The sequence below is a fragment of the Cytophagaceae bacterium ABcell3 genome, assembly GCA_030913385.1.
Taxonomy (GTDB): domain Bacteria; phylum Bacteroidota; class Bacteroidia; order Cytophagales; family Cytophagaceae; genus ABcell3.
The window spans coordinates 3,227,666-3,251,789 of record CP133159.1 but is presented as its reverse complement, the minus strand read 5'-3'; the positions used below and the strand labels follow the sequence as shown (position 1 = coordinate 3,251,789).

Below are 24,124 nucleotides of genomic sequence, written 5' to 3'. Positions count from 1 at the left end.
TAAACGAGTCTATTTAAGGTAATAAAACATAAGATGTTTAAATAGGTAACCCTATTTTCTATTATGCTAATAATATGCATTTGAGTTATTTTGTCCTCTTTAAAGGTTCAACACTTCATTTAAGAAATTGAGTAATGTTTGTAGGCTTGTTTTAAAGTTTGCTTGCTTTGTGTTTTTTTGTTTGAAAATATGTGGTTTTAATATGTAAAATATTTATTTTTGGTCTTTATTTTAAAATTTTAATCTAACTTTTTAATGAATGAAAACATTACCTTTAAAATTAATTGTACTTCTTATTTTCTCTTTATCCATTTTTGGGTGTAAAGATAAAAAAGAAAAAGAAGCTGTAAATCCAGACCATGTTGAAGAAACAGATGATAATGGAGGCAATAACTCTGATAATGGAAATGAAGATAACCAAGGAGATGGCAATGATAGTGATAGTGGATCTTCAGGTTCTTGCTCAGATTGTTCTCCAACAGATATATGCACAGGGGTATCAAGCAACAGTTACTTACCCTTGGCCGAAGATGCTAAGTGGAGATTGGGTGCAAGATCTAATTTTTCATCCGGCCTTGTTTATAACAATATGACTATAGAAGGTACGGAAACAGTTAATGATACTTTGTATTATTTGTATCGTCCAGAAAGTATGTCAACCAGAACTTACCAGTTAAGGCTTGGTGATGACGGAAATATATACGTACGTTATCATACCGGGGAAATCTTATATTTTCCTGCGGAACCAACGGTAGGGACTTACTGGACAAAACCTTGGGATTCAACTGAAGGAGATTCCGTGGTAGTTTCGAATATTACGAATATTCAAACTGACAGTTGCAGTTATAGTAATGCTGTAGTGGTTGATTACTTCCATTCTAATGAAGGTAGCAGGTTTAAAACCAGGTACTATGTTAAGGGAATTGGTGTGGTAAGAGAGCAAACTTATGGTTCTTTCGGAATGAATGAAACCCTTCGGTATTTGGATCTGTCAAATTATTAAACTTGCCCTAACATGATTTTAATCCTATAGTGAGGGGCGACCTGTTCTGTTACTGTCTTTCCCGCTCTCTAAATTTTAAAATTTTGAGGGTGGGATTTTTTATTTCTATCTATGACTAAATGTAACTCTACTGCTCTCTATTAAAAACCCTAATACTCATTCCAAGTTAATTAAGGAGAACAAGTATTTTTTATGAGTATTTTAAAGAAGGTGTTGTTGGCACTGCTCGGAGGTTTTATCGTACTGAACCTATATATTTTACTTTCTGGCCAATCATATATTTATCATGCCATTGTAAGTCCTGGACCGGAGCTGGACGATTATAAGCTTTTTTACCAAAGGGCGATAGCTGCTAGCCCTAATGCGCAGGAATGGCCATTGTCCTTGCATTATAACGAGCAAACATTGTCAAATAAATTGCGGAAAACTCTTAAGGAAAATAAATCTGTTTCTTTTTTGGTCATAAAAAATGACTCAATTCTGCATGAGGAGTATTTTGATGGCTATGGGACAAGCAGCCTCTTTAGTTCAGCTTCTGTCGCCAAAGCCTATGTTTCTACTTTGGTAGGAATAGCCATAACAGAAGGGTATATAGAAAGTGTGGAAGAACCGGTCGCCAACTATTTACCATCATTTAAAGATGAAGGCAAAAAGAATATAACCATTAAGCATTTGCTACAAATGAGCTCAGGTCTTAAATGGGAAGCCTCCCCTGTTGATCCTTTTTCTCACACAGTAGAGGCTTACTATGTGAATGACTTAAGAAAGATGGTAGATGATATGGAACCAGCGTATGAGCCGGGACAATATTACCGTTACAGCGATGGAGATGCACTGGCGCTGGGTCTTGTTGTTTGTGAAGCTACAGGTAAAAAGCTTAGTAAGTTGATGGAATCATATTTTTGGCATCCACAGCTAATAGCCGACAGTGCTTCGTGGAGTTTGGAAAAAGCGGGTGGCATGGAAAAGGCTTTTTGCTGTCTTAACATGACTACCAGAGGTTTTGCGTACCTTGGCAACTTATATTTACACCAAGGAATAGTTAAGGGAAGTCATGTATTAGACTCAGCATTTATAGAAGCGGCAACTGCTCCAAGTAATTTGAAGAAAAGAGAAGACCCTGACACGCGCGTTGATTTTTTTGGGTATGTTTGGCGACCATTTACGCACGAAAGTCTGGGCAACCTTTTTTATGCAAGCGGTTTTCTAGGACAAAAGATTATAGTTGTACCTTCGCAAAAAATGATTCTGGTAAATATTGGAAACCAAAACTCTGATCAGGTGAACAATCACCCCGAGGACTTATATGTGATCCTAGATGAGGTTGCAAAAATGTTTTGATCGCTTGCACCATAACAATTACCTAGCTTTTCTAGGCTTTTTTCTTATGGGCAAATTGCTTTCTTCGTTCTTAGGATATTATTGTTGAAGTTGATATTTTAGTCAGCTAATTTAAGTCTTTAAAATTTGCCTATACACACCAAACTTACGCTACTTTACACTGCTATCACGGCAGTTCTATTGACTGCCTTTTCCGTGGCTATTTATTGGACTTATACAGAAAACCGCGAGGAGGAGTTTTTTAGATTACTTCGCTTGCAGGCTACTATAAAAGCCAACTTGCTTCTAGATGCTCAGGTAGAACCAGAAGTTCTTCAACTGATTTATCAGCAGTCTCGTACGGCTACCTTTCAGGAAGAAGTGGCTATTTATGATACTTCCTATAATTTGCTTTATCATGATGCTGTTGAAATAGATTTTGTAAAAGAAACACCCGAAATGTTAGATGAAATTAGGGATGCGGGGGAATTACGCTTTTGGCAGGAGAATTGGCAGGTTCTTGGGTTTCGTTTTGAGTATGAAAATAATGTTTACCTGATAACAGCCGCCGCTTATGACCATTATGGTTTTACCAAGGCTGAACACCTTAGGTATTCTATGTTTATAGGTTTACTTATTGCTATAGTGGTTTGTTTTTTCCTAGGAAGGATCTACAGTCGGAAGTCCTTGGAACCTGTGTCTGAAATGGTAGACAAAGTTGAAGACATTACAGCTACAAATTTAGACTTAAGGGTAAACGAAGGTAATGGCAAAGATGAAATTGCGGAACTTGCCATTACTTTTAATAATATGTTGGACAGGCTTGAAAACTCTTTTGAATCACAAAAACACTTTGTTTCTAATATTTCTCATGAGGTAAGGACTCCATTATCTACTATTATAGCAGAGTTGGACTTGGCCCTTTCAAAACCAAGAAGTGCTGAGGAGTATGAAAAAACGATATCTCTCGTAAAGAATGATGCCGTAAAAATTTCCCGGTTAATCACAGGCCTGCTTGACCTTGCCAAAGCTGATTATGACAAGTCTGCTGTTAAATTCCGCCCAACAAGAGTGGACGAGGTGCTACTTGATGCCCGAAAAGAATTGATGAAAGCCGATAGTGCTTATTCGGCAGATATAAATTTTGAAATTGAAGAGTCAGATCAAGATGTTGAGTTTTCTATTTTGGGAAATGAATACCTGCTAAAAGTAGCCTTTCTTAACCTTATGGAAAATGCCTGCAAGTATGCACCGGACAATCATTGCAAGGTTTCTATCCGTGCCGGTAAAAAAGCCATTATGGTTTACTTTAAAGATAATGGCCCTGGAATTCCTAAAGAAGAGCAAAGTAAAGTCTTTGAACCCTTTTACAGAGGTAAAAACCAAAGTCTTGGAAAAGGAAATGGTATAGGACTAGCTCTTACACAAAAGATTGTTAGTTTGCACCGAGGAAGTGTCACACTTACCTCGGCTGTTAACCGCGGAACGGAAGTAGGTACTACGCTGCCCCTTTAGCGATTATTGGCGAGGAAAATAGATTTGGAAGCCAAAGTCAAGAGTGAAAATATTCTTACTTTTTCGGTTATTGTTTCTGTCATATCTAAACAGGGCTTCTAAACTCACCTGTTCTGTAATAAAGTATGCTACACCTAAACCTCCTCCAAAAGTTCCTACAAATGAATTAGTTGGTAATATATCTTCACTAATAGGATACTTCCTGCGTGTTTTATGATGAGTGTAAATAAAGTTTCCTTGAACTTGTCCAAATAATTGTACTGATGGGCTTAGGCCAATATAGTATCGGGAGAACAAGTTGAGACCTCCAATGTAGCTATTATATGTACCTGATTGAAGTCCTAAAATAGGGCCTCCTCCAAGGGCAAATCCATCTGCAAGAAAGTAACCTATGTTCGGTGAAATAACTGTTTTAAAGGCATAAGAAGTGGTAAAATCTGCATTGCCATAGCCTCCGACCATATAAGACCCTTTCTTTGTTTGGGCATTACACAATATGGTTGCGCTTAAAAAAAGTATTAAAGTTATGAGTTTGGTTCTCATTGAATTGTTTTTACTATTTTCGAGGGAAATAAATTTGAAATCCAAGGTCAAGAGTGAAAAAATTCTTCCTGCTTCGGTCATTGATTCTGTCATACCTAAATAGGGCTTCTAAGCTCACCTGTTCTGTGAAAAAATATGCTAATCCCAAACCCCCGCCAAATTTTCCTCTAAATGAATTGGAGATGCTTATGTGGTCTTCATCAAAAAAATACCTCATGTCAACTCTCTGGTGGGTATACCTGAGAGTTCCGTGAACTTGCCCAAACATTTGCAAAGATTGTGTTAGGCCAATATAGTATCGAGAAAACAAGTTCAACCCTCCTGAGTAACTTTTATGCCCAGTGAAAGAGCCAACGGTTAAACTAGGCCCCGCTCCAAGGACAAAGCCATCAGCAAGAAAATAACCTATATTAGGAGAAATTAACATACTAAAACCATTAGTAAAGCTAGCATAGCCATGCCCCCCTACCATGTAAGAGCCTTTCTCTGTTTGAGCGTTACATAAAACGGATGAGCTTAGGAAAATCAAAAAAGAAAAGAATATTACTCTCATTGAACTGTTTTTTGCAAATTAAGTAAAATGTTGGTTAATGTCGCAATAAAACAAGATGAATGTTTGAGTTTCCTATTCAAACACCCGGATAAAAATAGGTTTTTCACTAATATCCAAGACAGCAGTAGGTTTAGGTGTGCCAGATTTTAATAATGTTTTCCCTCGCTCGGACTGGTTTATCAAGGTCATTACTTCATACTGTTTCTTACCTTCTGGAATTTCAAAGTTATAACCTTTTACTTCTTTTTGAGTGCTCGTGGGACTCCATAGCACGTAAATGGCGTTCCCTGTTTCTTCTTCTACAAAGCGGTAACAATTTATTCCATCTTTATTGTTTATTTCTTTGTCAAATGTATAGCTTCCTAAAATATGGACAAAGCTTTTCAGGTAGTACCAAGATGGCCTTTTTCGTTCATTTTTCCCTTCAGTAAGACCACTGGTTGCAAAGCGGGTTGTTTTTGATAAAGCTGGAGCATCCCTTACCATATACATAGCGGCTCGGTCTACCCCTGCGGCTGCTATTTCCAAATAGCTTCTGATAAGCCATATGGCTTGAACCTCCTCTGGCGAAAAGCTGCCAATGGCTGGTGCTCTTTGGATGGATTTTTGGTTGATATCGTACCCAAACTCTGTCAGCCAGACTTCCTTGCCAGGTAGGTATCGGTCGCGGTAGTCTACGATGGGTTTAAGTCGTTTTTTCAAGCCATCTTCCTCGGGGGAAACCCCAATGCTTGCATCGCCTTGTCCTCCCACATCATTTGAGTAATGGTGTACATTGATGACATCAGAAGGGAAATCCCCATCACGGTTATAGTCCGCCCATAGTTTAATGGCTTTTATATAGTCTAAATCTAAACCAGCCAAACCGCCCATTACATGTATGGCGTCAGGATCGGCAGCTTTGATGCCATACGTTTTACCCAAGGCCCCTTTGTGTCCGTCATAGTTGGCACTGGCCATAGAAGCATATTCAAAAGGGGTAAAATAGGCTTTTCTGCCATTCCACCATTGGTTCTGTTCGTTCCAGTCTTCGTAATATTTCAACAAACCAAGACCAGTTTGAGGCTGCTGTCCTTCTGCGAGTTTCAACTTGCTTTTGTCTATTTTCTTATTGCCATACCTAGCAGCATATTGATACATATAGCTGGCTTTTTCTTTGTAAGAAAAAGGGTTTTCAGGGTCTAAACCTCCTTTTACCGGTTTGTGTTCTTTATGGTCAGCAATCCACTTGACGCTTTGTTTTAAACAAGGAACTACTAAAATATTAGCATCCTTCATGTTTTTATAATACTCGTCAAACTTCCAACCTGGATAACTGGGGTTAAACTTGATTTTTCCTTCCTCAGCCTCATTCCAGTCCCAGTTATGATATTCACGAATAAAGTGGCATACATTGGAGACATCCATAGGGTCATCGACAAAACCGTTAATACCTGCAAAATCTTTAATTTTAAACCTTGGGTGCTTGGTAGGTGAAGGTTCAGGGATCTCCTCTCCTACTTTAGTACCATAAACAACTATTTCGTCCGGCACAGAGCCTGGTTTGTTTATTTGGATTTTAATATAGCGAGTGGTTTCTCCCACAGGGTGTTTCATCCACTTTAAGTATCGGTTTAAGGGATCGTCAAAAAGGTGCTTCCAGTCGCCGGGATGGCCTGCATAGGCTGAAACAAGCCCCGTTCCCTGCCCTCCCCAGAAATAGATATCAGAGATATGGTACTCTGCTTTTAAATCAATAACAGCGGATGCTGGGTAATACCAATCTTTCCACCCAGGAAACCACCTGTTTTCAGGGTGTTCACCTTCTTTTCCAGCCGCAGGATCTCCTACCTTTTCTTGTTCATCTACCAGCATTTGTGCATTTCCCCAACTGGAGAGGTTGGTAACCATGTCTTCAGTAAGTTTAATTTTATGCTGTCCTAATGACTGAAAATGGATACAAATGAGCAAAAAAATAAAGAGCCGGTTCATAGAAGTCTTCTTTTGGTGGACTTAAATTTTTTAATAGTATGAAATATCTTACTTAATCTCCCACATATCGTCCTTTTCTATTTTGCATTTAATGTTTGCTCCTCTATCAATATTAAAGCTTCGGAATATGTATAAAGGGACATCCATATATAGATGATAGCCAGATGTAAGGACTTCTAACTTTAAGCCTACATTGTTTTCCCTCATTAAAATGTCGAGGACTTTTGCGTTGAATGTATTAGCATGGCCATCCTCTTGATTAACTGGTTGAATTCCTGTAGTTTTAAAGCCTATCTTTAGCTGGTTGTTAAGCGTATCTGTAAAAGAAGTTATTTTATTGTCAAAAGTCAATAATGTGTTTAATTCCTCGCTCCAATAATCAACTTTTCCCTCTTTGTCAGTATTACGTTTTATGTTAATAATATTGCGAATGCCAAAAAAAGCGGAGGCGCTTTGAGGAATCGGCTGGTGTTTAAACGTTTCTTTTGAAGTGCTGAAAAGGATTTTCCCTTTTTCAATAAAATGTAGATAGTCAGCTAATAAAAATGCTGTGTTTTTATGATGTGTGGTCATAAGGATGGTGAGGTTATACTCCTGTTGTATTTTCTTGAAAAACAGGGCTAGTTCCTCTTGCATAGATTCGTGAATGGCTGCTGTGGGCTCGTCGAGCAGTAAGATTCTTTTTTTGATTATCAATGCTCTTGCCAAAGCGACCCTTTGTTTTTCTCCACCGCTTAGTTCATTGACACTCCTGTCTAGTAAATGTTTTATCCCTAAAGTGTCAGCGAGTTTATGAACCTGTTGAATGTCTGTCTTTTTGTGGTTTATAGTCAAACCGTATATAATATTTTCATGTACATTTAAATGCGGAAACAAAGCAATATCCTGAGGTACATAAGCAATATTTCTTTTCTCTGGAGCCAGTAGTTTAGCCTCTTTCCCTTGAATATGCAAAGACCCTGTTTTGCTTTTTCGAAGCCCGGCAATCATTTCAAGTATTAAAGTTTTTCCACTACCAGTTGGGCCAAGTAGCACATTAAAAGACCCCTCTTGAATGGAAAGAGAAACATCCGAAAGGTTAAAGTCTCCTGTGGCTAATGATATGTTTTTCAGTTGGATCATTTTCTTAGAAGTAAAAGGCGTGTTACTATGAGCAAGGATAAACTAATGCCCAGCAATATCAAAATTAGAACCACAGTACCTTCTATATCTGCTACAGACAAACGCATGAAAATAGCTGTTGGCAATGTTTCTGTTTTCATAGGCATAGAGCCAGCAAGAGTGATGGTAGCGCCAAACTCGCCAACTGCCTTAGCCCAAGTCAATATTACTGTCGATATCAGGCCTTTTTTTGCCAAAGGGAAAGTTACTGTTAAAAAAGCTTTTTGGTGGCTAGCGCCCAAGGTTCGCGCTACTTGTTCATAGCGTTTGGGCACTTCATCATAAACAGCTTTCATTAATCGGGTGGAAATGCCAATGATTGTTACAAATTGTGCAAGTACAATACCCGCAAAAACAAATACAAAGTCTACTATATTTTCAGTGATAAAGCTGCCGGCAGGTGTTTGAAAAAAGATAAGCAGCATGGCTCCCAAGGCGGCAGGAGAAACTATCAGGGGAAATTCCAGAAAAGTGTCTACCCAAAATTTGAGAGGAAAGGAAAACCTGCTCAAGGCATAAGCAGCCGGTATGGCGAGTGCTGAGGCTAGTATGGTTGCCAAGGTGGCCGCATAGAGGCTGTTGGTTATGGCATTGATGATTCTTCTATTGGTAAAGCTATCTACCATTGCCTGGCCATCGAAATAAAAAAATACCGAAATTATGATTATGCCATAAAGCAATAAAATGCTAAAAGTCGATATGATGGTCAGTTTTCTAAATCCCATAGTTACTTACTTAGCCATGTTGCGGGCACTTCATAAATGCCGCCTACTGGCTTTTCAGTGCCAATATAATCAACAGCTTCGTCAATGCTGGAAAAATACTGGTATTTTCTAAAAACTTCTTTTCCTTTTTCAGAGGTGACAAAATCTATGAACTCTTGCGCTAGTTCTTTCTTTTTGCTGAACTTTGTGATCGCTATTGGGATATAGCCTATCCGGACTATTTCCTCTCGGTCCAATGCAATACTTTCAATTTGTGCAGGGTTCCAATGTTGAAAAACACTCCACCCAATGACAGCGTCCACTCCCTTTAGTGCAATGATAGTAGCAGTTTTATCACAGCTTTCGGTATAGGTGACTATGTTCTTTCGGAACTGTGCTTTTTGCTCCTCATTAAAACTTTGTTCTATAATTTCTACAGCATAAGCCCCCACACATACACCTTCTGGGTTGGCAATGGCTACTTTAAGGCCAGGCTGGGAAAGGTCTTTGAGTTTCTTAATATTTTTCGGGTTGCCATTTTGTACATTAATGGCGTTGACCAGATAAACTACCTGTTCTTCAGTTTCAGGGTAAATTAAATCATCATTTTTGGCTATTTCCATAAAGTCAGAAGACCCAGGGAAAAATATATCTCCTTTTTGCGCCAATTTCATTTGAGAAAGCATATACCCAGAACCTCCGAAGTTTACATGTATTTTTATTCCATGCATTTCTTCAAACATGGCGGCTAGTTCTTCTACAGGCGGTTTGGAGGCGGCACCTACATAAAGCATTAAGCTTTGGCCGTTTTGCTCTTGCTGTGCCTCGTTGGGCTGGCAAGTGCACATTAGGGTAGATAAAAAAAGTATGATCAGTATTCTCATTGTTTTTTTACGGGGTAATTTAAATACTCTTCTGCCTATGCTGAAGAAAAAGGTAAATTTAAGGTAAGCATTTATTAAAAGGTATATTTTAAAACCAAATAATACATGACACAATTCAACAAAGTGATTTAAAAGTTGAGAAAGTAGTTTACTTATTAGGGAAACTTCATATTTTTGAAGAATCATTGCAACTAGGATCTATAAGTATATATTGCCTTAGCTACTTTGTTCAATTTATTTATAATTACATGGTTTTGATTAACAAGTATAACTTCAAAGTATTATTATTTTTAAAACAAGAAAACTCATCTATTCGGCAACTCTGCTGATGCTTCACCTAAAAGCATTTCAAAAGAAAAAAAGATTCTTAACAATTTCTTAACACCATAAACATTTAAAGGATGTTCAAGAAATGTATTATTGCACTGTCAACAAAATAACAAATCAGCCTCAAGGGCATAAATTTCATGGCCAAGAAGACCTTAGTAAAAAGAAAGGGCACCTATTTAAATCTATTAGAACGCTTTACAGAAGAGAAAACCTTTCTAGCTATAATTTTAATCGGCTTTTTACTTTCAGCAATTATTGTCCAGTACGGACAAGCTGCAATGTGGGTCGGTTTTATATTTGCTGCATACGCTGCCGTTGCCAATGACAGTATACAGTCTTTGGGAACTTTTATTGAAAGTAATAAAGACAAAAAGTGGTGGATACTGTGGCTCTTTACAGGTAGTATTTTCTTAGTAACGGTAACCTTTAGTTTTGTATACTTTGATGGGGATGTTACTTATCAACGCCTGATGACTCCTGAAGGAACCACCAAATATCCTCATCCCGAAAACTTTAGTTTCTTTCAGGTTATAGCTCCGCTTGTTTTGCTTATCCTTACAAGGTTGCGAATGCCTGTTTCAACCACTTTTCTGCTTTTAAGTGTATTTAGTGCCAGTACTACCGGCATTACTAGTGTGGTAGGTAAAAGTATGTCAGGTTATTTGATGGCTTTCGTGCTTTCGTTCATCATCTGGTACAGTGGCTACAATTTTATTAAAAAATATTTTAAATCAAGGAAAGTACATGTTGGATGGTCTATACTACAGTGGACAGTAAGTGGGTCGTTGTGGGCTGTTTGGCTTATGCAAGACGGTGCCAATATTGCAGTTTTCTTGCCAAGGCAGCTGAGCCTGGTAGAGTTTATGATTTTTGCAGGTACAATTTTCGGTGGCTTAGGCCTGCTATTTTTCCTTAGGGGAGATAGAATCCAAAAAGTGGTGAGTGAAAAAGTACGTATTGCCGATGTTAGGGCTGCAACCTTGGTTGACTTTACTTATGTGATTCTGCTAATTTATAAGCTGTTTATAAGCACAGTCCCTATGAGTACAACTTGGGTATTTCTTGGTACCATGGGCGGTAGGGAAATAGCTATTAGCTTAGCGAGAAAAAAGTCTGGGAATAAGCACCGCTTCAAAGCTGTTAAACTCATATCCCGAGACCTTTTATATGCCTTTATAGGACTGTTTATATCGGTAGCCTTGGCAGTAGGTGCTAATCCTACCATTAAAGCAGAGATTTTCGGCTACTTTAGATCATTGTTTGATTGAGTTGAGGTAAATCAATATGGTTTTGTTTAACCTGTTCTATTACATATTTCAGGTTTGATTGTTTTGTTGCTCATAACCCTGTCATATAACCGTGGTTATGAGCACTTTTTTAATGTATATCAATTAAACTCCAAAAATTGATTCTATTTTTCCTATTATAATAAAAGGTGTTTCAAGAGAGATTTCCTGCACCCTTATGTCTTTGGACAAACTTAAATTTTTACTATATTTATCAGTTGTTTTTTCATATTCGTAAGGAAAAAAACATTTCTTCGTTTTAATACTGCTTTAAGCATATCAATAAAGATAATTTGCTATGATTTTACAAAGGGTCTTAACTGTCAGTCTATTACTCTTGATTACTTATACCTATGCATATAGTCAAGTTTCCTCAGTTATTCACCAAGACGATTTTTCTGATAATGAGACCGGCTGGCGTCTTTTGAACGGCCGTGAAGATCAATCAGAAATAAAAAACGGTAAATTGCGGTGGAAGCGTAAGTCTACTACGGGTGCTGGTATTTACAATTACTTTAACCTGATCAATGATAAGTTGGAATATTCTGCCGAAGCTGACTTTAGTGTTTTGAAGCCGGGAAGCGAATATGGTTTTATGATAGGCACAGATCAGGAAAATGCAGTGTATTGCTTGATCAAAAATATGAAGTACAGGATTGTCCTTGCCCAAAAAGGAAAAGGTTCTTTGTTGCAGGATCCTTCTACTTCGTTCAAAGTTAAGCCTACAGGAAATACGCTAAAGGTAGTTGTAAAAGGGAATACCTTAGGTTTTTACTCCAATGACAACTTGCTATCAGAAGTCTCTATCCCTCCCAATTTTGGAAAGGCCGTAGGTTTTGCTCTTTGGGAAAACTCGTCTGTAGATATCAAAGACTTTGTACTGAAAGGGGCTAAATTGCCCATCAATGTTGTTCCTAACCTAGCTTATGAGTTCCCCGCAGAAAATTTAGGCGATGGAGTAAATACACAATACGGTGAGCTGACGCCTGTGGTAACACCTGACGGTAGAGGTTTGTATTTTACCCGCACATATTCTCCTGATAACATTGGTGGAGCGTCAGATTATCAGGATGTGTACTATTCCAGGTATATTGACGGCAAGTGGAGCAAAGCAAAAAACATAGGGGCGCCTGTAAACAACGATGCCCCTAATGCAGTATGCTCTGTTACCCCAGACGGTAATACACTCTTGCTTATGAATACTTATGACGCTCAGGGTACTACAAATTCCATGGGGGTATCTATGAGCCGGAAGACTAAAGATGGCTGGAGCGTGCCAGAAAACCTGCAGATTAGGAATTACTATAATAAAAGTACTTTTAACGAATACTTTCTAAGCAACGATAAGCAAATACTATTGTTGGCATTGGAAAGAGATGACACAGAAGGTTCTAGAGATATTTATGTGTCATTTAAAGAAGGCCCCGATAATATCTGGTCTACTCCCAAAAACCTAGGTTCTATCATTAATACACCTGGTACTGAGCTGTCTCCTTTTTTGGCAGCCGACAACTCTACCTTGTATTTCAGTAGTACGGGTCATCCTGGGTATGGTAAAAACGATATTTTTATCACCAGAAGACTTGATGATTCTTGGACTAACTGGTCAGAGCCTCAAAATTTAGGCGAGCCTGTTAATTCCAAGGGAATGGATGCGTATTACAGTATACCGGCTTCTGGAGAGTATGCATATTTTGTTTCAGAAGAGAACTCTATAGGTAAAAGCGATATTATGAGAATCAAGCTGCCTGTAGCTGTTAAACCAAAACCGACAGTGCTGGTTTATGGAAGGGTGTTGAACAGTAAGACTAAAGAGCCTATAAGTACAGGTATCACTTATAGGATTCTAGAAACAGATAAGGAAGTAGGTATTGCACATTCAGACCCTGAAGATGGAAGCTATAAAATTTCCCTCCCTTATGATCAGGTATATACTTTTTTTGCAGAAAAACATGGTTTTTATAGTGTAAGAGACTCTATATCTGTTCCTAAAATTAAAGAATATATGGAAATTGAAAGGGATATTTATCTAACGCCTTTAGAGCCAGGAGAAGATATTCCTCTTAGAAATGTATTTTTTGTCCGTAGTCAGGATAAGTTGTTGCCCACCTCCTTTCCTGAACTGGATAAGTTAGTGGCTATGCTAAAGGATAACCCAACAGTTGAAATAGAATTGGGAGGCCATACCGATGGTGTTGGTAGTGCAGAAGGCCTTAGAAGGCTGTCGGAACGCCGGGTGGAAACGGTGGTTGAATATTTAGTGTCTAATGGTATAAGCAAGAAAAGGGTTACTGGAAAAGGGTATGGCGGCAGTAAGCCTATTGCTCCAAATGATACAGAAGAAAACCGCCGTAAGAACCGTAGGGTGGAATTTAAGATAGTAAGTATGTGATTTTAACCTGAATACTGAATTAGGGTTACCCATTTAGATATCTTATGTATTATTAGCTTACCTAGGCTCGCTTAGTTACTTTTTGCCTCGCCGGCAGGGCCTTACTTTTTTTCTTAGACAAAAAAAGTAAGCAAAAAAGTCAAGGCCTGTGATGAAATTTGCTAAACTTTATAACCATTACGCTATCCCGATAGCTATCGGGATGAAACTCACCCTCCTTGCGTCGGGCTTAAACAGCAAATTTTTTGGCCGCTTCATGCTTATAAAGTTTTTAACGCAATTTCATCAGTGGCCGCCTTATTTTCTAACAATGGCACTTATCCCCATTAGAATGCAGTTTAAAGCATTTTATCGTACAAAAAAAACTTATTACTTCCTAGAGACTTAAATGGGTAATCCTATCCTAAATTATGCGATAGATTGGCGCTCAAGTCTGAAAACTAGATTGGAGCACCTGTTTTCTCTAATACCGGCACTAGGAGGTGTGATAACTATATACTTGTGGCTTGATTAGAACTCCTTTCTAAGAAATTTTTTAAATGGAGATGTTTCTCTGTTTAGATATCCTTGATAAGCTGCATAGAGAAACAAAATGGCTGCACAAGTTAATGCGCTGGCACTTACTGCTGAACTTTGCTGACGTACTGCTATGGCCACTAAGCCCCAAGCTCCTACCAGCGCAGCTTCTCTCATATTTCTATAATATATGAATAAAACATAAATAATGGTACTAATGGCAATCAGGACTATTGCCCATATCGATGGCGAAAGCATCCCTCCTTCCCAACCAATACTTACCAGAAAGGCTGAAACGTTGACGACTGTGGCCAAAATGATCCAACCTGTATAAATGCTAAACGGCCACCATACAAATGCTAAGGTACTCAATGGGGCATCCCATTTCTCCATATTTAATTTCACAACTATACTTAGTAATGAAAATAGTAATAATAACATTAGTATAACGGAAAGGCCAGGAAAGTCATTGACCCAAAGGATCACCCATAGCGCATTAGCGAGATTGGCCAAGGTAAACCATCCCCAAGATTTCTTTAAAGTGCTGTCTCTACCTTTCTTTAGCCATTCATACCATAGAAAAGCCACAAATGCTGCTTGAAATAAGTAAATTATACCCCATATAGAAAATGCGTACCCTGCCGGGGTAATTAATGTAGGATACATTTGGCTTACCTCTCCTACACTCTTTTCGCCAATTATATCAGTATTGGATAAATAGTTGGCAGCCAAGACAAGAGCAAAGCTGGCGGAACTGGTGACCAAGAAAATTAGGTTTTTACTCATAGATACCTTCTAAAGTATATAACATAAACCGATTGGAAGGAAAAATGATTAAAGTTATTATTGGGTAAACAACCTGGTATCGAACTAATGGACATAAAGTCTCTTTTTTTTGTTATATATATATAGTGAAAATGTTTTAATATTATGGAAGGAATAAAGAAAACAAAAGAACAGGAAATGCCTCACTACAGAACGACAATGTCCTACCAGCTTGATTGTTTGCAGGGGCAAGGTTATAATAAACAGTTTTCTGTGGTAGGGGATAAACTTAAATGTCTTGAAACTGGGGAAATGATTGCGCCTGACGATATAGAAATTGTAGAACATGAAAGGTTTGAAGGGATATCAGATCCCGATGATATGGCCATACTTTACGCCATAACCACAAAGTCCGGTCTGAAAGGTACTATAGTTGGGGCTTTCGGTATGTATGCAGACAGTGATTTGATAGGCTTTATGAATAAAGTCAAAGACAAAACCATAGATAGTATATCGCATGCTGCCATTAAAAAATGTACAGACTAATTACCTATCCCCTACTTCTGAAAGCAGGGGTGTTAAACCCCTGCGGAAGTAAGGCTGTTTTTTCTACCTTTTTTTATAATCTGAATAAACTCTAGCAATTTTTGCAAGATGGTGGCTAACAAGTATTCCTAAGGCTCAATTAAAAGCTATTACCACCTATAGTAATTTGATCTTGTCAAAGGCAGGTTGGGCTATTTTCGCACCTATGATTTGTTCTACTATTGTCAAAATCTATCCCCTAAACAGGTTAAATTTTAAAAAATCAGCGTTATCTTTGAAGTCTTTACCCTTTTCTGAAAAGTTTCAACATGAGTCTTGTCCTTTTACTGTTAATTTCCGGCGCTATCTTACTAACAGCTTATTTTACCTATGGCAGGTTTGTTGTTCGGAAACTCAACATAAACAATAAAAACATTACCCCTGCGCATACCCATAAAGATGGAGTTGACTATATACCCAGTAAGCCATTTGTTGTTTTGGGGCATCATTTTGCCTCTATTGCAGGTGCAGGCCCAATTATAGGCCCGATTATAGCAGTAACTTTTGGTTGGGTGCCGGCGGTAATCTGGATACTGGTGGGCGGTATATTTTTTGGCGCAGTACATGACCTTGGCAGTATGGTTGCCTCTATTAGGCATGAAGGAAAGTCCATAGGTGTTATTATCCGTCAGCACATTGGTCAGAGGGGCAAGCAACTGTTTTTAATTTTTAGCTTTTCTACTCTTATTTTAGTCATTGCGGTTTTTGCTGATATAATTGCCAAAACTTTTGTTAACAACCCAGGTGTAGCTTCTTCCTCTATTCTGTTTATTGTCTTGGCCATTGTTTTCGGAGCGGTGAATAAGCTCACAAAAGGCAGTAAAATAGCATTCTTGCTTTCTTCCATTCTAGGAGTGCTACTTATGTATTACTTTGTGTATTTGGGCGTGCAGATCCCCTTTTTACAGTCATACCAAGTTTGGGTCGTGGTCTTGTTGGTTTATGCCTCTATAGCTTCTGTTATCCCAGTTTCATTTTTGCTACAACCCAGAGACTATCTTAGCAGTTTTTTGCTTTATGGGCTCATGATATTTGCAGTAGTTGGAGTGCTTATTGCTAATCCAGAAATTCAGATGGATACCCATGTACAGGTTAAGTCAGAAAGTTTGGGATATGTATTTCCGGTGCTTTTTGTTACCATTGCTTGTGGTGCCATTAGTGGGTTCCATTCTTTAGTGTCATCAGGAACTACTTCTAAACAAATCAACAAAGAAGGCGATGCCAAAGTAATAGGTTTTGGAGGAATGCTTATAGAATCGTTTTTGGCTATCATTTCTATTGGTACTGTAATTATAATCAATAGGTCAGAGTATGTTTCCCAGTTGTCAGCCTTGGGGCCTGTAAGCATGTTTTCTGATGGTTTGGGCGGAACTATATCCTCTACTGGCATAAATGCGGACTTGGCCATTACTTTTGTTGCGCTCACAATTTCTGCTTTTGCGCTTACGACCTTGGATACTTGTACAAGGCTCGCCCGTTTCACTTTTCAGGAATTCTTTGAGGACAGTGAGAGTAAAACAGTAAAACAAATAAGCCAAAACAGATATATGGCCACTTTTTTTGTGGTAGTACTATCAATTCTGCTTTTGCTTTCGGGTGGTTTTACTTCCCTTTGGCCGGTTTTTGGGTCGGCTAACCAGCTTTTGGCCGCCTTGGCCTTGCTGGCTGTAGCTGTATGGTTGATAAAAACCAAGAGAAACGCCTGGTTTGTACTGGTACCGATGTTCTTTATGTTTGCCGTAACCTTGAGCTCTCTGTTTATGTTGGCTGTCAATAATTTTAACAATGGTATTTATACCCTTTCGGTTATCGCCAGCCTTTTGTTTTTGTTGTCCATTGTGTTGATCATTTTGGCAAGAAAAAGCCTCAAGAAAGAAACCGAAGTTGAAAACGCTCCCGTTTCACCATAATTCGTTTTTAGCTATCGTACATTGACTCCTTTTGCCGCCGCAATGGTAGGATTTGGGAAAAGTGTTTTGTGGCTTGTGATATCAGATGTTCAAATTCGGGTGTATATGGGCTTTTATGAAGTGCAGTAAAGCTCCTCGGCGCCCAGCCTATACTTCCTGACGGCTCTTGGGGTTAGGTATTTGTATATTAAACAAAAAAGAGGCTGCTCAGAAGTAGCAGTCTCTTATATCATGAAAATTTATTATATTTATTGGGGTTACCCACTTAGATATCTTATGTTTTATTAGCTGACATAGGCGCGTTTAGTTACTTTTTGCCTCGCCGGCAGGGCCTTACTTTTTTTCTTAGACAAAAAAAGTAAGCAAAAAAGTCAAGGCCTGTGATGAAATTTGCTAAACTTTATAACCATTACGCTATCCCGATAGCTATCGGGATGAAACTCACCCTCCTTGCGTCGGGCTCAAACAGCAAATTTTTTGGCCGCTTCATGCTTATAAAGTTCTTAACGCAATTTCATCAATGGCCACCTTATTTTCTAACAATGGCACATATCGCCATTTAAGAAAGGCAGTTTAAAGCATTTATCGTACAAAAAAACTTATTACTTCCTAGAGACTTAAATGGGTAATCCTAATATTTATTTTAAGATTCCTGCTCTTCTTAGCAAAGCTTCAGGAGATGGTTCTTTGCCACGGAACCGTTTATATAGCTCCATTGGATGTTCGCTCCCTCCTGCACTGAGGACATGTTTTTTGAACAGGTCGGCTGTATCTTTATTAAAGATTCCTTTTTCTTGGAAAAATTCGAAAGCATCAGCATCCAATACTTCTGCCCATTTGTAACTATAATAACCTGATGAGTAGCCTCCTTGGAAAATATGCGAAAATGAACAGCTTGCATTGGTGCCTTCTACAGTAGGAAGAAGTTCTGTATCTTTTTGTAACCCTTGTTCATGGGTGGAAACGTTATTGACCTTAGGCGCATTTTCTGTATGCCAGCCCATATCCAGCTTGGCAAAGCTAATTTGCCTTACTGTTTGATAAGCTTCCATAAAGGTGGCACTGTCTTTAATTTTTTCAATCAGCTCTTCTGGGATGGTTTCACCAGTTTCATAGTGTCGGGCGAAAATGTCCAAACTTTCTTTTTCATATACCCAATTTTCCATCACCTGTGACGGCAGTTCTACAAAGTCCCAGAATACACTGGTACCAGAAAGGCTTTCGTATTTTCCATCGGCTAGTATGCCATGTAGGGCATGGCCAAATTCGTGGAAAAGTGTCTTGACTTCATTGAAGGTCAGTAAAGAGGGTTGTGAGCCTGTTGGTTTTGTAAAGTTGCACACAATAGCTATATGAGGTCGTATATCATTGCCATTTTCTCTTTTTTGACCTCGAAAAGATGTCATCCAAGCACCATTTCTTTTGCCACTTCGAGGGAAAAAGTCAGCATAAAATACTGCCACGTGCTTGTTGTGTTCGTCTAAAACTTCAAACACTTGTACGTCGGGATGATAAACCTGAACATTGTCCAATGCTTTAAATTGCAACCCATACAACCTACCTGCCACTTTAAAGACACCATCAATGACATTTTCTAACTTAAAATAAGGTTTTAGCAATTCGTCATCTATGGAAAACTTTTCCTTCTTCAGTTTTTCGGAATAGTAGGCCACATCCCACCTTTGCAGTTTTTCTGGTCCATTAAGTGATTGAGCATACACTTCAAGTTCCCTTACCTCTTGTTCCGCTACCGGTTTGGCATATTTTAAGAGGTTGTCCAGAAATTGAAATACTTTTGCTGGCGACTTTGCCATACGTTCCTCAAGTACAAAGTCGGCATGTGAGCTATAGCCTAGTAGGTTGGCTCGTTCATGTCGCAGGCGTATGATTTTAAGAATGATCTCCTGGTTATCGTTTTCGTCTCCTTTAAAAGCTTTTGAACCATAAGCCCTGAACATTTTTTCTCGCAGTTCCCGGTTGTCTGCATAAGTGATAAAAGGTATATAGCTTGGAAACTGTAAAGAGAAAACCCAACTTTCTTCTTTGCCCATTTCCTTGGCTGTTTCCGCTGCCGCCTCTATGACAAAACCAGGAAGGCCAGACAAATCTTTTTCTTCTTTTACTTCTAGCGTAAAATTGTTGGTTTCTTTTAGCACATGCTCTCCAAACATTAGAGAAAGCTGTGAGAGCTCTTTATCTATTTCCCTTAGTCGCTTTTTTTTGTCTTCAGAAAGATTTGCCCCATTACGTACAAAGCTTTTGTATGTTTTTTCTAGTAGGGTTTTCTCTTCTGGAGAAAGCGGTAAAGTGTCTTTTTTGTCATGTACGCTCTTGATTTTTGCAAAAAGCTCCTTGTTGAGCATGATGTCATTAGAATATTCTGAAAGCAGCGGTGAAATTTCCCGGGCTAATGCCTGAATTTCATCATTAGTTTCAGCAGAATTGAGGTTGAAGAAAATAGAAGCAACCCTTCCGGTCAACTCGCCACTTTTTTCTAAAGCTTCAATTGTGTTTTGGAAGTTTGGGCTTTCAGTGTTTGAAACAATGGCTTGAACTTCTTCTTTCCCTTTTTTTATGCCTTCTTTTATGGCAGGCATAAAGTGTTTGTTACTAATTTCCTCAAACGGTGGTGTCCCAAATGGGGTATTAAACTTTTGCAAAAGTGGATTCATGTAAAAAAATGTTTTAAAGAATACGCTCGAAATTATTTTATCCTATACTAAATACCTAACCTATGAGGAAGAAAAATGATTAGCTATCCTCCGAATTTGGGAATAATTTTGTAGAAATAGTATGTGGATTGTCGCAACGGGTGCTGCGACTAGAGATGGTTAGGGCTTTATTTCAGTGCATACCCAATAGAAAGCATGAGCAAGTTGCTTCTAGCACCGTCTCCTCCAATAGCAGATAAGCCTAAATCAAAACGCGCGCCTACATTTAAGCCACTTTCCATTTCGTAAATAACTCCTAGCGGAAAGCTAATTACCTGGTTGTGTATATCATCGATAAAGTTTCTTTCACGGCCATCTCTTCCTTCTCTATGACGTGCGTATACAGGTGCCGAAAAAGCAAAGCCCGCTATACCTTTGAAACCAGGAGCAAAAGAATAAGAAACCATTGCAGGAATTTTTAGGTAGTTAATCCTAACATAATGGTGCGGCCTCGCTCCTCTTGTAATCGTGCCTTCTTGAGAAAAAAGCATTTCCACGATAACACCTAGGTCATCACTAAGTGGGATTTCACCATATGCTCCCAAATGAAAGCCAGGCCTAAATGTATTATCGCCACTTGCGCCGCCACCTTGTAGGTTGGATATATTTAAGCCGCCACGGATACCTGCCTTGATATCAAGATCTTGAGCATCGAGTTTTGTGGTTACAAATGTCAAAAACAGCAATGTGGAAACAAATGCCTTAGTACATTTCATGATGTTTGTAGTTGTTTTCGGTAAATATATGATTTCCTTTAATTACCAGCCCCCAAGATAGGGGTAAGTTTAAAGGGGTTTAAAAAAATTTAATAAATGTATCTATAAAAAATATCATCTGCAATAGTTCCGCTCCTACGGAGCTATTTTCAAAAAATGCCATAAGTTACCGATCTTTCGTCCCTGGCGGGACTTTCGTGGGGTTCCAATCAGAAGGGAAATCCTGCTAAGGGCGAAATGTCGGTAGGGAATTCGACCCAAACACCAAATAGCCCCGTTAGGGACTTAACCAAAGTGCTTCACAAGGAATAAAAGCTGGAATGGTTATCTCTAGGCAATGGACCTAAATTTATTTGAAATATGGTATATATAAATTCCATAGTTCCGCCCCTAACGGGGCTAATACCTATAGGTAATCCATCTCTACCGACCTTTCGTCCCTCACGGGACTTAATAATATATAGACTTAGTGTATGAAAAAGCCATGCTAAAAGTGAAACGCAAGCATGGAATAATATTTTATTCAGTTTTTTGCAGATCCTATAACAAATAATTACAAAATTTTTTGAAAGGTATATTTGGGGTCGTATTGGATATTAAATTTTAAAAGAAAATCGTGGTACTCCTCTATAAAAGATTTTTTCTGATGATGAATTTCTTGGTTTTCAATGTATGAAATAACATTGGGAACCTGTGATTTTGAGTATGAAAAAGCGCCATATCCTGATTGCCATTCAAATTTGCCTCGAACCATACTACTACAATTAACCCACCTCGCAGAACAAGCTTTTACATCTTGTATTAAAGAAGACAATGACTGTGAAGGCCTCATTCCGAAAAATATATGAATGTGGTCAGGCATCCCATTTATAGCTAAAACTTTATGGTTGTTATTCTGAATAATTCCAGAAATATATTGATACAAGTCGCATTTCCAGCTTTTTTGAATTAAACTTGTCCTATTCTTTACAGCAAATATTGTCTGAATATGGATTTGAGTGAAAGTATTAGCCATTATAAGTAAATTTAAAAAAAATATAAATACTTGACTTAAAGCAAAATAAGAAAAAAATATATTCCAAACATTTAAATGGTAAAAATATGCACCTGAAAAACCTTATTCAACCAGTCCCGTCAAATCCCGATTCAGACATCTTATTTGTCGAATTAGGGAACGGGTTCGGAAAGGTTTTTTTTATGTAGGTCGCAAAGAACTACTATGGACTTCCTCGATATGTTGCGCCCCGAGTGGGGCTAATTAGTGCAAGGGCAAGATTTCTACCGATGTTTCGTCCTTATCAGGGCTTATTCCCATTCAAGTCCCCCTAGGGACGAGATATTTGTAGACTAGGGTTAACATAATACCTAAAGCCCCGTAAGGTGCGAGACTAAGTTTAGTGCTTAATTAGCAATAAAAGCTGGAATGGTTATCTAGGCAATGGACCTAAATTTATTGAAATATGGTATATAAAAAATCCAGAATTCCACTCCTACGGAGCTATTTTCAAAAAATGCCATAAGTTACCGATCTTTCGTCCCTGGCGGGAGTTTTGTGGGGTTCCAATCAGAAGGGAAATCCTGCTAAGGGCGAAATGTCGGTAGGGAATTCGATCCAACGCTAAATAGCCCCGTTAGGGGCGGAACCAAAGTGCTTCACAAGGAATAAAAGCTGGAATTGTTATCTAGGCAATGGACCTAAATTTATTGAAATATGGTATATAAAAAATCCAGAATTCCGCTCCTACGGAGCTATTTTCAAAAAATGCCATAAGTTACCGATCTTTCGGCCTTGGCGGGACTTTCGTGGGGGCCAATCAGAAGGAAAGCCCTGTTAAGGGCGAAATATCGGTAGGGAATTTGATCCAACACCAAATAGCCCCGTTAGGGGCGGAACCTTCACAAGGAATAAAAGCTGGAATGGTTATCTAGGCAATGGACCTAAATTTATTTGAAATATGGTATATAAAAAATCCAGAATTCCGCTCCTACGGAGCTATTTTCAAAAAATGCCATAAGTTACCGATCTTTCGGCCTTGGCGGGACTTTCGTGGGGTTCCAATCAGAAGGGAAATCCTGCTAAGGGCGAAATATCGGTAGGGAATTCGATCCAACGCTAAATAGCCCCGTTAGGGGCGGAACCAAAGTGCTTCACAAGGAATAAAAGCTGGAATGGTTATCTAGGCAATGGACCTAAATTTATTGAAATATGGTATATAAAAAATCCAGAATTCCGCTCCTACGGAGCTATTTTCAAAAAATGCCATAAGTTACCGATCTTTCGGCCTTGGCGGGACTTTCGTGGGGTTCCAATCAGAAGGAAAGCCCTGTTAAGGGCGAAATATCGGTAGGGAATTTGATCCAACACCAAATAGCCCCGTTAGGGGCGGAACCTTCACAAGGAATAAAAGCTGGAATGGTTATCTAGGCAATGGACCTAAATTTATTTGAAATATGGTATATAAAAAATCCAGAATTCCGCTCCTACGGAGCTATTTTCAAAAAATGCCATAAGTTACCGATCTTTCGGCCTTGGCGGGACTTTCGTGGGGTTCCAATCAGAAGGAAAGCCCTGTTAAGGGCGAAATATCGGTAGGGAATTTGATCCAACACCAAATAGCCCCGTTAGGGGCGGAACCTTCACAAGGAATAAAAGCTGGAATGGTTATCTAGGCAATGGACCTAAATTTATTTGAAATATGGTATATAAAAAATCCAGAATTCCGCTCCTACGGAGCTATTTTCAAAAAATGCCATAAGTTACCGATCTTTCGGCCTTGGCGGGACTTTCGTGGGGTTCCAATCAGAAGGAAAGCCCTGCTAAGGGCGAAATGTCGGTAGGGAATTCGACCCAAACACCAAATAGCCCCGTTAGGGACTTAACCAAAGTGCTTCACAAGGAATAAAAGCTGGAATGGTTATCTCTAGGCAATGGACCTAAATTTATTTGAAATATGGTATATATAAATTCCATAGTTCCGCCCCTAACGGGGCTAATACCTATAGGTAATCCATCTCTACCGACCTTTCGTCCCTCACGGGACTTAATAATATATAGACTTAGTGTATGAAAAAGCCATGCTAAAAGTGAAACGCAAGCATGGAATAATATTTTATTCAGTTTTTTGCAGATCCTATAACAAATAATTACAAAATTTTTTGAAAGGTATATTTGGGGGCGTATTGGATATTAAATTTTAAAAGAAAATCGTGGTACTCCTCTATAAAAGATTTTTTCTGATGATGAATTTCTTGGTTTTCA

At 38.7% G+C, this 24,124-nt stretch carries 17 protein-coding genes; 7 read left to right on the top strand and 10 right to left on the bottom strand.

The window, feature by feature from the left end; translation table 11 throughout:
- The first annotated feature begins 259 nt into the window (after positions 1 to 259).
- The 3 genes from RCC89_13120 to RCC89_13110 all read left to right on the top strand — a co-directional run bounded on the left by RCC89_13120 (position 260) and on the right by RCC89_13110 (position 3,838).
- Positions 260 to 1,003: a hypothetical protein gene (locus tag RCC89_13120; protein ID WMJ74098.1), complete on the top strand. Its 744-nt coding sequence runs from the start codon at positions 260 to 262 to the stop codon at positions 1,001 to 1,003.
- Positions 1,004 to 1,195: 192 nt separating this feature from the next.
- Complete coding sequence (locus RCC89_13115) at positions 1,196 to 2,344, top strand: serine hydrolase (protein WMJ74097.1); 1,149 nt, start codon at positions 1,196 to 1,198, stop codon at positions 2,342 to 2,344.
- A 126-nt stretch (positions 2,345 to 2,470) separates the two neighbouring features.
- Positions 2,471 to 3,838: an ATP-binding protein gene (locus tag RCC89_13110; protein ID WMJ74096.1), complete on the top strand. Its 1,368-nt coding sequence runs from the start codon at positions 2,471 to 2,473 to the stop codon at positions 3,836 to 3,838.
- Between the two features lie 3 nt (positions 3,839 to 3,841).
- On the opposite strand, the gene RCC89_13105 is transcribed toward RCC89_13110, so the two are convergent.
- From RCC89_13105 to modA, 6 genes are all read right to left on the bottom strand, one after another.
- Positions 3,842 to 4,381 (bottom strand): hypothetical protein, encoded by a 540-nt coding sequence (locus RCC89_13105; protein ID WMJ74095.1) that lies wholly within the window; start codon positions 4,379 to 4,381, stop codon positions 3,842 to 3,844.
- A gap of 13 nt (positions 4,382 to 4,394) precedes the next feature.
- Positions 4,395 to 4,934 carry a hypothetical protein gene (locus tag RCC89_13100; protein WMJ74094.1) on the bottom strand — a complete coding sequence of 180 codons (540 nt, stop codon included), beginning with the start codon at positions 4,932 to 4,934 and terminating at the stop codon, positions 4,395 to 4,397.
- A gap of 72 nt (positions 4,935 to 5,006) precedes the next feature.
- Entirely contained in the window at positions 5,007 to 6,905 is a 1,899-nt protein-coding gene (locus RCC89_13095; protein WMJ74093.1) for a hypothetical protein, read from the bottom strand.
- Between the two features lie 48 nt (positions 6,906 to 6,953).
- Positions 6,954 to 8,027 (bottom strand): ATP-binding cassette domain-containing protein, encoded by a 1,074-nt coding sequence (locus RCC89_13090; protein WMJ74092.1) that lies wholly within the window; start codon positions 8,025 to 8,027, stop codon positions 6,954 to 6,956.
- On the bottom strand, positions 8,024 to 8,791 hold the full coding sequence (locus tag RCC89_13085) for an ABC transporter permease (protein ID WMJ74091.1): 768 nt from the start codon (positions 8,789 to 8,791) through the stop codon (positions 8,024 to 8,026). The genes RCC89_13090 and RCC89_13085 overlap by 4 nt, the downstream gene beginning before the upstream one ends.
- A gap of 2 nt (positions 8,792 to 8,793) precedes the next feature.
- Complete coding sequence (gene modA / locus RCC89_13080) at positions 8,794 to 9,654, bottom strand: molybdate ABC transporter substrate-binding protein (protein ID WMJ74090.1); 861 nt, start codon at positions 9,652 to 9,654, stop codon at positions 8,794 to 8,796.
- Positions 9,655 to 10,121: 467 nt separating this feature from the next.
- Between modA and RCC89_13075 the strand changes: the two genes are divergently transcribed.
- Together RCC89_13075 and RCC89_13070 are read left to right on the top strand one after the other, a co-directional pair.
- A complete protein-coding gene (locus RCC89_13075) occupies positions 10,122 to 11,252 on the top strand; it encodes a hypothetical protein (GenBank protein WMJ74089.1) in 1,131 nt (376 codons plus the stop codon).
- Between the two features lie 316 nt (positions 11,253 to 11,568).
- Positions 11,569 to 13,662 (top strand): OmpA family protein, encoded by a 2,094-nt coding sequence (locus RCC89_13070; protein ID WMJ74088.1) that lies wholly within the window; start codon positions 11,569 to 11,571, stop codon positions 13,660 to 13,662.
- Positions 13,663 to 14,172: 510 nt separating this feature from the next.
- Here RCC89_13070 and RCC89_13065 read toward each other — a convergent pair.
- Complete coding sequence (locus RCC89_13065) at positions 14,173 to 14,964, bottom strand: tryptophan-rich sensory protein (GenBank protein ID WMJ74087.1); 792 nt, start codon at positions 14,962 to 14,964, stop codon at positions 14,173 to 14,175.
- A gap of 144 nt (positions 14,965 to 15,108) precedes the next feature.
- Here RCC89_13065 and RCC89_13060 point away from each other — a divergent pair, with 144 nt between their 5' ends.
- A complete protein-coding gene (locus RCC89_13060; GenBank protein WMJ74086.1) occupies positions 15,109 to 15,489 on the top strand; it encodes a hypothetical protein in 381 nt (126 codons plus the stop codon).
- 308 nt (positions 15,490 to 15,797) lie between these two features.
- Positions 15,798 to 17,438, top strand: coding sequence for a carbon starvation protein A (locus RCC89_13055; GenBank protein WMJ74085.1), 1,641 nt, complete (start codon positions 15,798 to 15,800; stop codon positions 17,436 to 17,438).
- Positions 17,439 to 18,076: 638 nt separating this feature from the next.
- Here the strand turns inward: RCC89_13055 and RCC89_13050 are convergent.
- The 3 genes from RCC89_13050 to tnpA form a co-directional block, all read right to left on the bottom strand.
- On the bottom strand, positions 18,077 to 20,110 hold the full coding sequence (locus tag RCC89_13050) for a M3 family metallopeptidase (protein WMJ74084.1): 2,034 nt from the start codon (positions 20,108 to 20,110) through the stop codon (positions 18,077 to 18,079).
- 167 nt (positions 20,111 to 20,277) lie between these two features.
- Positions 20,278 to 20,865, bottom strand: coding sequence for a porin family protein (locus RCC89_13045; GenBank protein ID WMJ74083.1), 588 nt, complete (start codon positions 20,863 to 20,865; stop codon positions 20,278 to 20,280).
- 553 nt (positions 20,866 to 21,418) lie between these two features.
- Positions 21,419 to 21,880 carry an IS200/IS605 family transposase gene (gene tnpA, locus RCC89_13040; protein WMJ74082.1) on the bottom strand — a complete coding sequence of 154 codons (462 nt, stop codon included), beginning with the start codon at positions 21,878 to 21,880 and terminating at the stop codon, positions 21,419 to 21,421.
- Between the last annotated feature and the right edge of the window lie 2,244 nt (positions 21,881 to 24,124).

What these genes read in the sequence shown, in the direction of transcription:
- RCC89_13120 (WMJ74098.1), top strand. Translation starts at nt 260, where the DNA reads ATGAAAACATTACCTTTAAAATTAATTGTACTTCTTATTTTCTCTTTA.
- RCC89_13115 (WMJ74097.1), top strand. Translation starts at nt 1,196, where the DNA reads ATGAGTATTTTAAAGAAGGTGTTGTTGGCACTGCTCGGAGGTTTTATC.
- RCC89_13105 (WMJ74095.1), bottom strand. Translation starts at nt 4,381, where the DNA reads ATGAGAACCAAACTCATAACTTTAATACTTTTTTTAAGCGCAACCATA.
- RCC89_13100 (WMJ74094.1), bottom strand. Translation starts at nt 4,934, where the DNA reads ATGAGAGTAATATTCTTTTCTTTTTTGATTTTCCTAAGCTCATCCGTT.
- RCC89_13095 (WMJ74093.1), bottom strand. Translation starts at nt 6,905, where the DNA reads ATGAACCGGCTCTTTATTTTTTTGCTCATTTGTATCCATTTTCAGTCA.
- RCC89_13090 (WMJ74092.1), bottom strand. Translation starts at nt 8,027, where the DNA reads ATGATCCAACTGAAAAACATATCATTAGCCACAGGAGACTTTAACCTT.
- RCC89_13085 (WMJ74091.1), bottom strand. Translation starts at nt 8,791, where the DNA reads ATGGGATTTAGAAAACTGACCATCATATCGACTTTTAGCATTTTATTG.
- modA (WMJ74090.1), bottom strand. Translation starts at nt 9,654, where the DNA reads ATGAGAATACTGATCATACTTTTTTTATCTACCCTAATGTGCACTTGC.
- RCC89_13075 (WMJ74089.1), top strand. Translation starts at nt 10,122, where the DNA reads ATGGCCAAGAAGACCTTAGTAAAAAGAAAGGGCACCTATTTAAATCTA.
- RCC89_13070 (WMJ74088.1), top strand. Translation starts at nt 11,569, where the DNA reads ATGATTTTACAAAGGGTCTTAACTGTCAGTCTATTACTCTTGATTACT.
- RCC89_13065 (WMJ74087.1), bottom strand. Translation starts at nt 14,964, where the DNA reads ATGAGTAAAAACCTAATTTTCTTGGTCACCAGTTCCGCCAGCTTTGCT.
- RCC89_13060 (WMJ74086.1), top strand. Translation starts at nt 15,109, where the DNA reads ATGGAAGGAATAAAGAAAACAAAAGAACAGGAAATGCCTCACTACAGA.
- RCC89_13055 (WMJ74085.1), top strand. Translation starts at nt 15,798, where the DNA reads ATGAGTCTTGTCCTTTTACTGTTAATTTCCGGCGCTATCTTACTAACA.
- RCC89_13050 (WMJ74084.1), bottom strand. Translation starts at nt 20,110, where the DNA reads ATGAATCCACTTTTGCAAAAGTTTAATACCCCATTTGGGACACCACCG.
- RCC89_13045 (WMJ74083.1), bottom strand. Translation starts at nt 20,865, where the DNA reads ATGAAATGTACTAAGGCATTTGTTTCCACATTGCTGTTTTTGACATTT.
- tnpA (WMJ74082.1), bottom strand. Translation starts at nt 21,880, where the DNA reads ATGGCTAATACTTTCACTCAAATCCATATTCAGACAATATTTGCTGTA.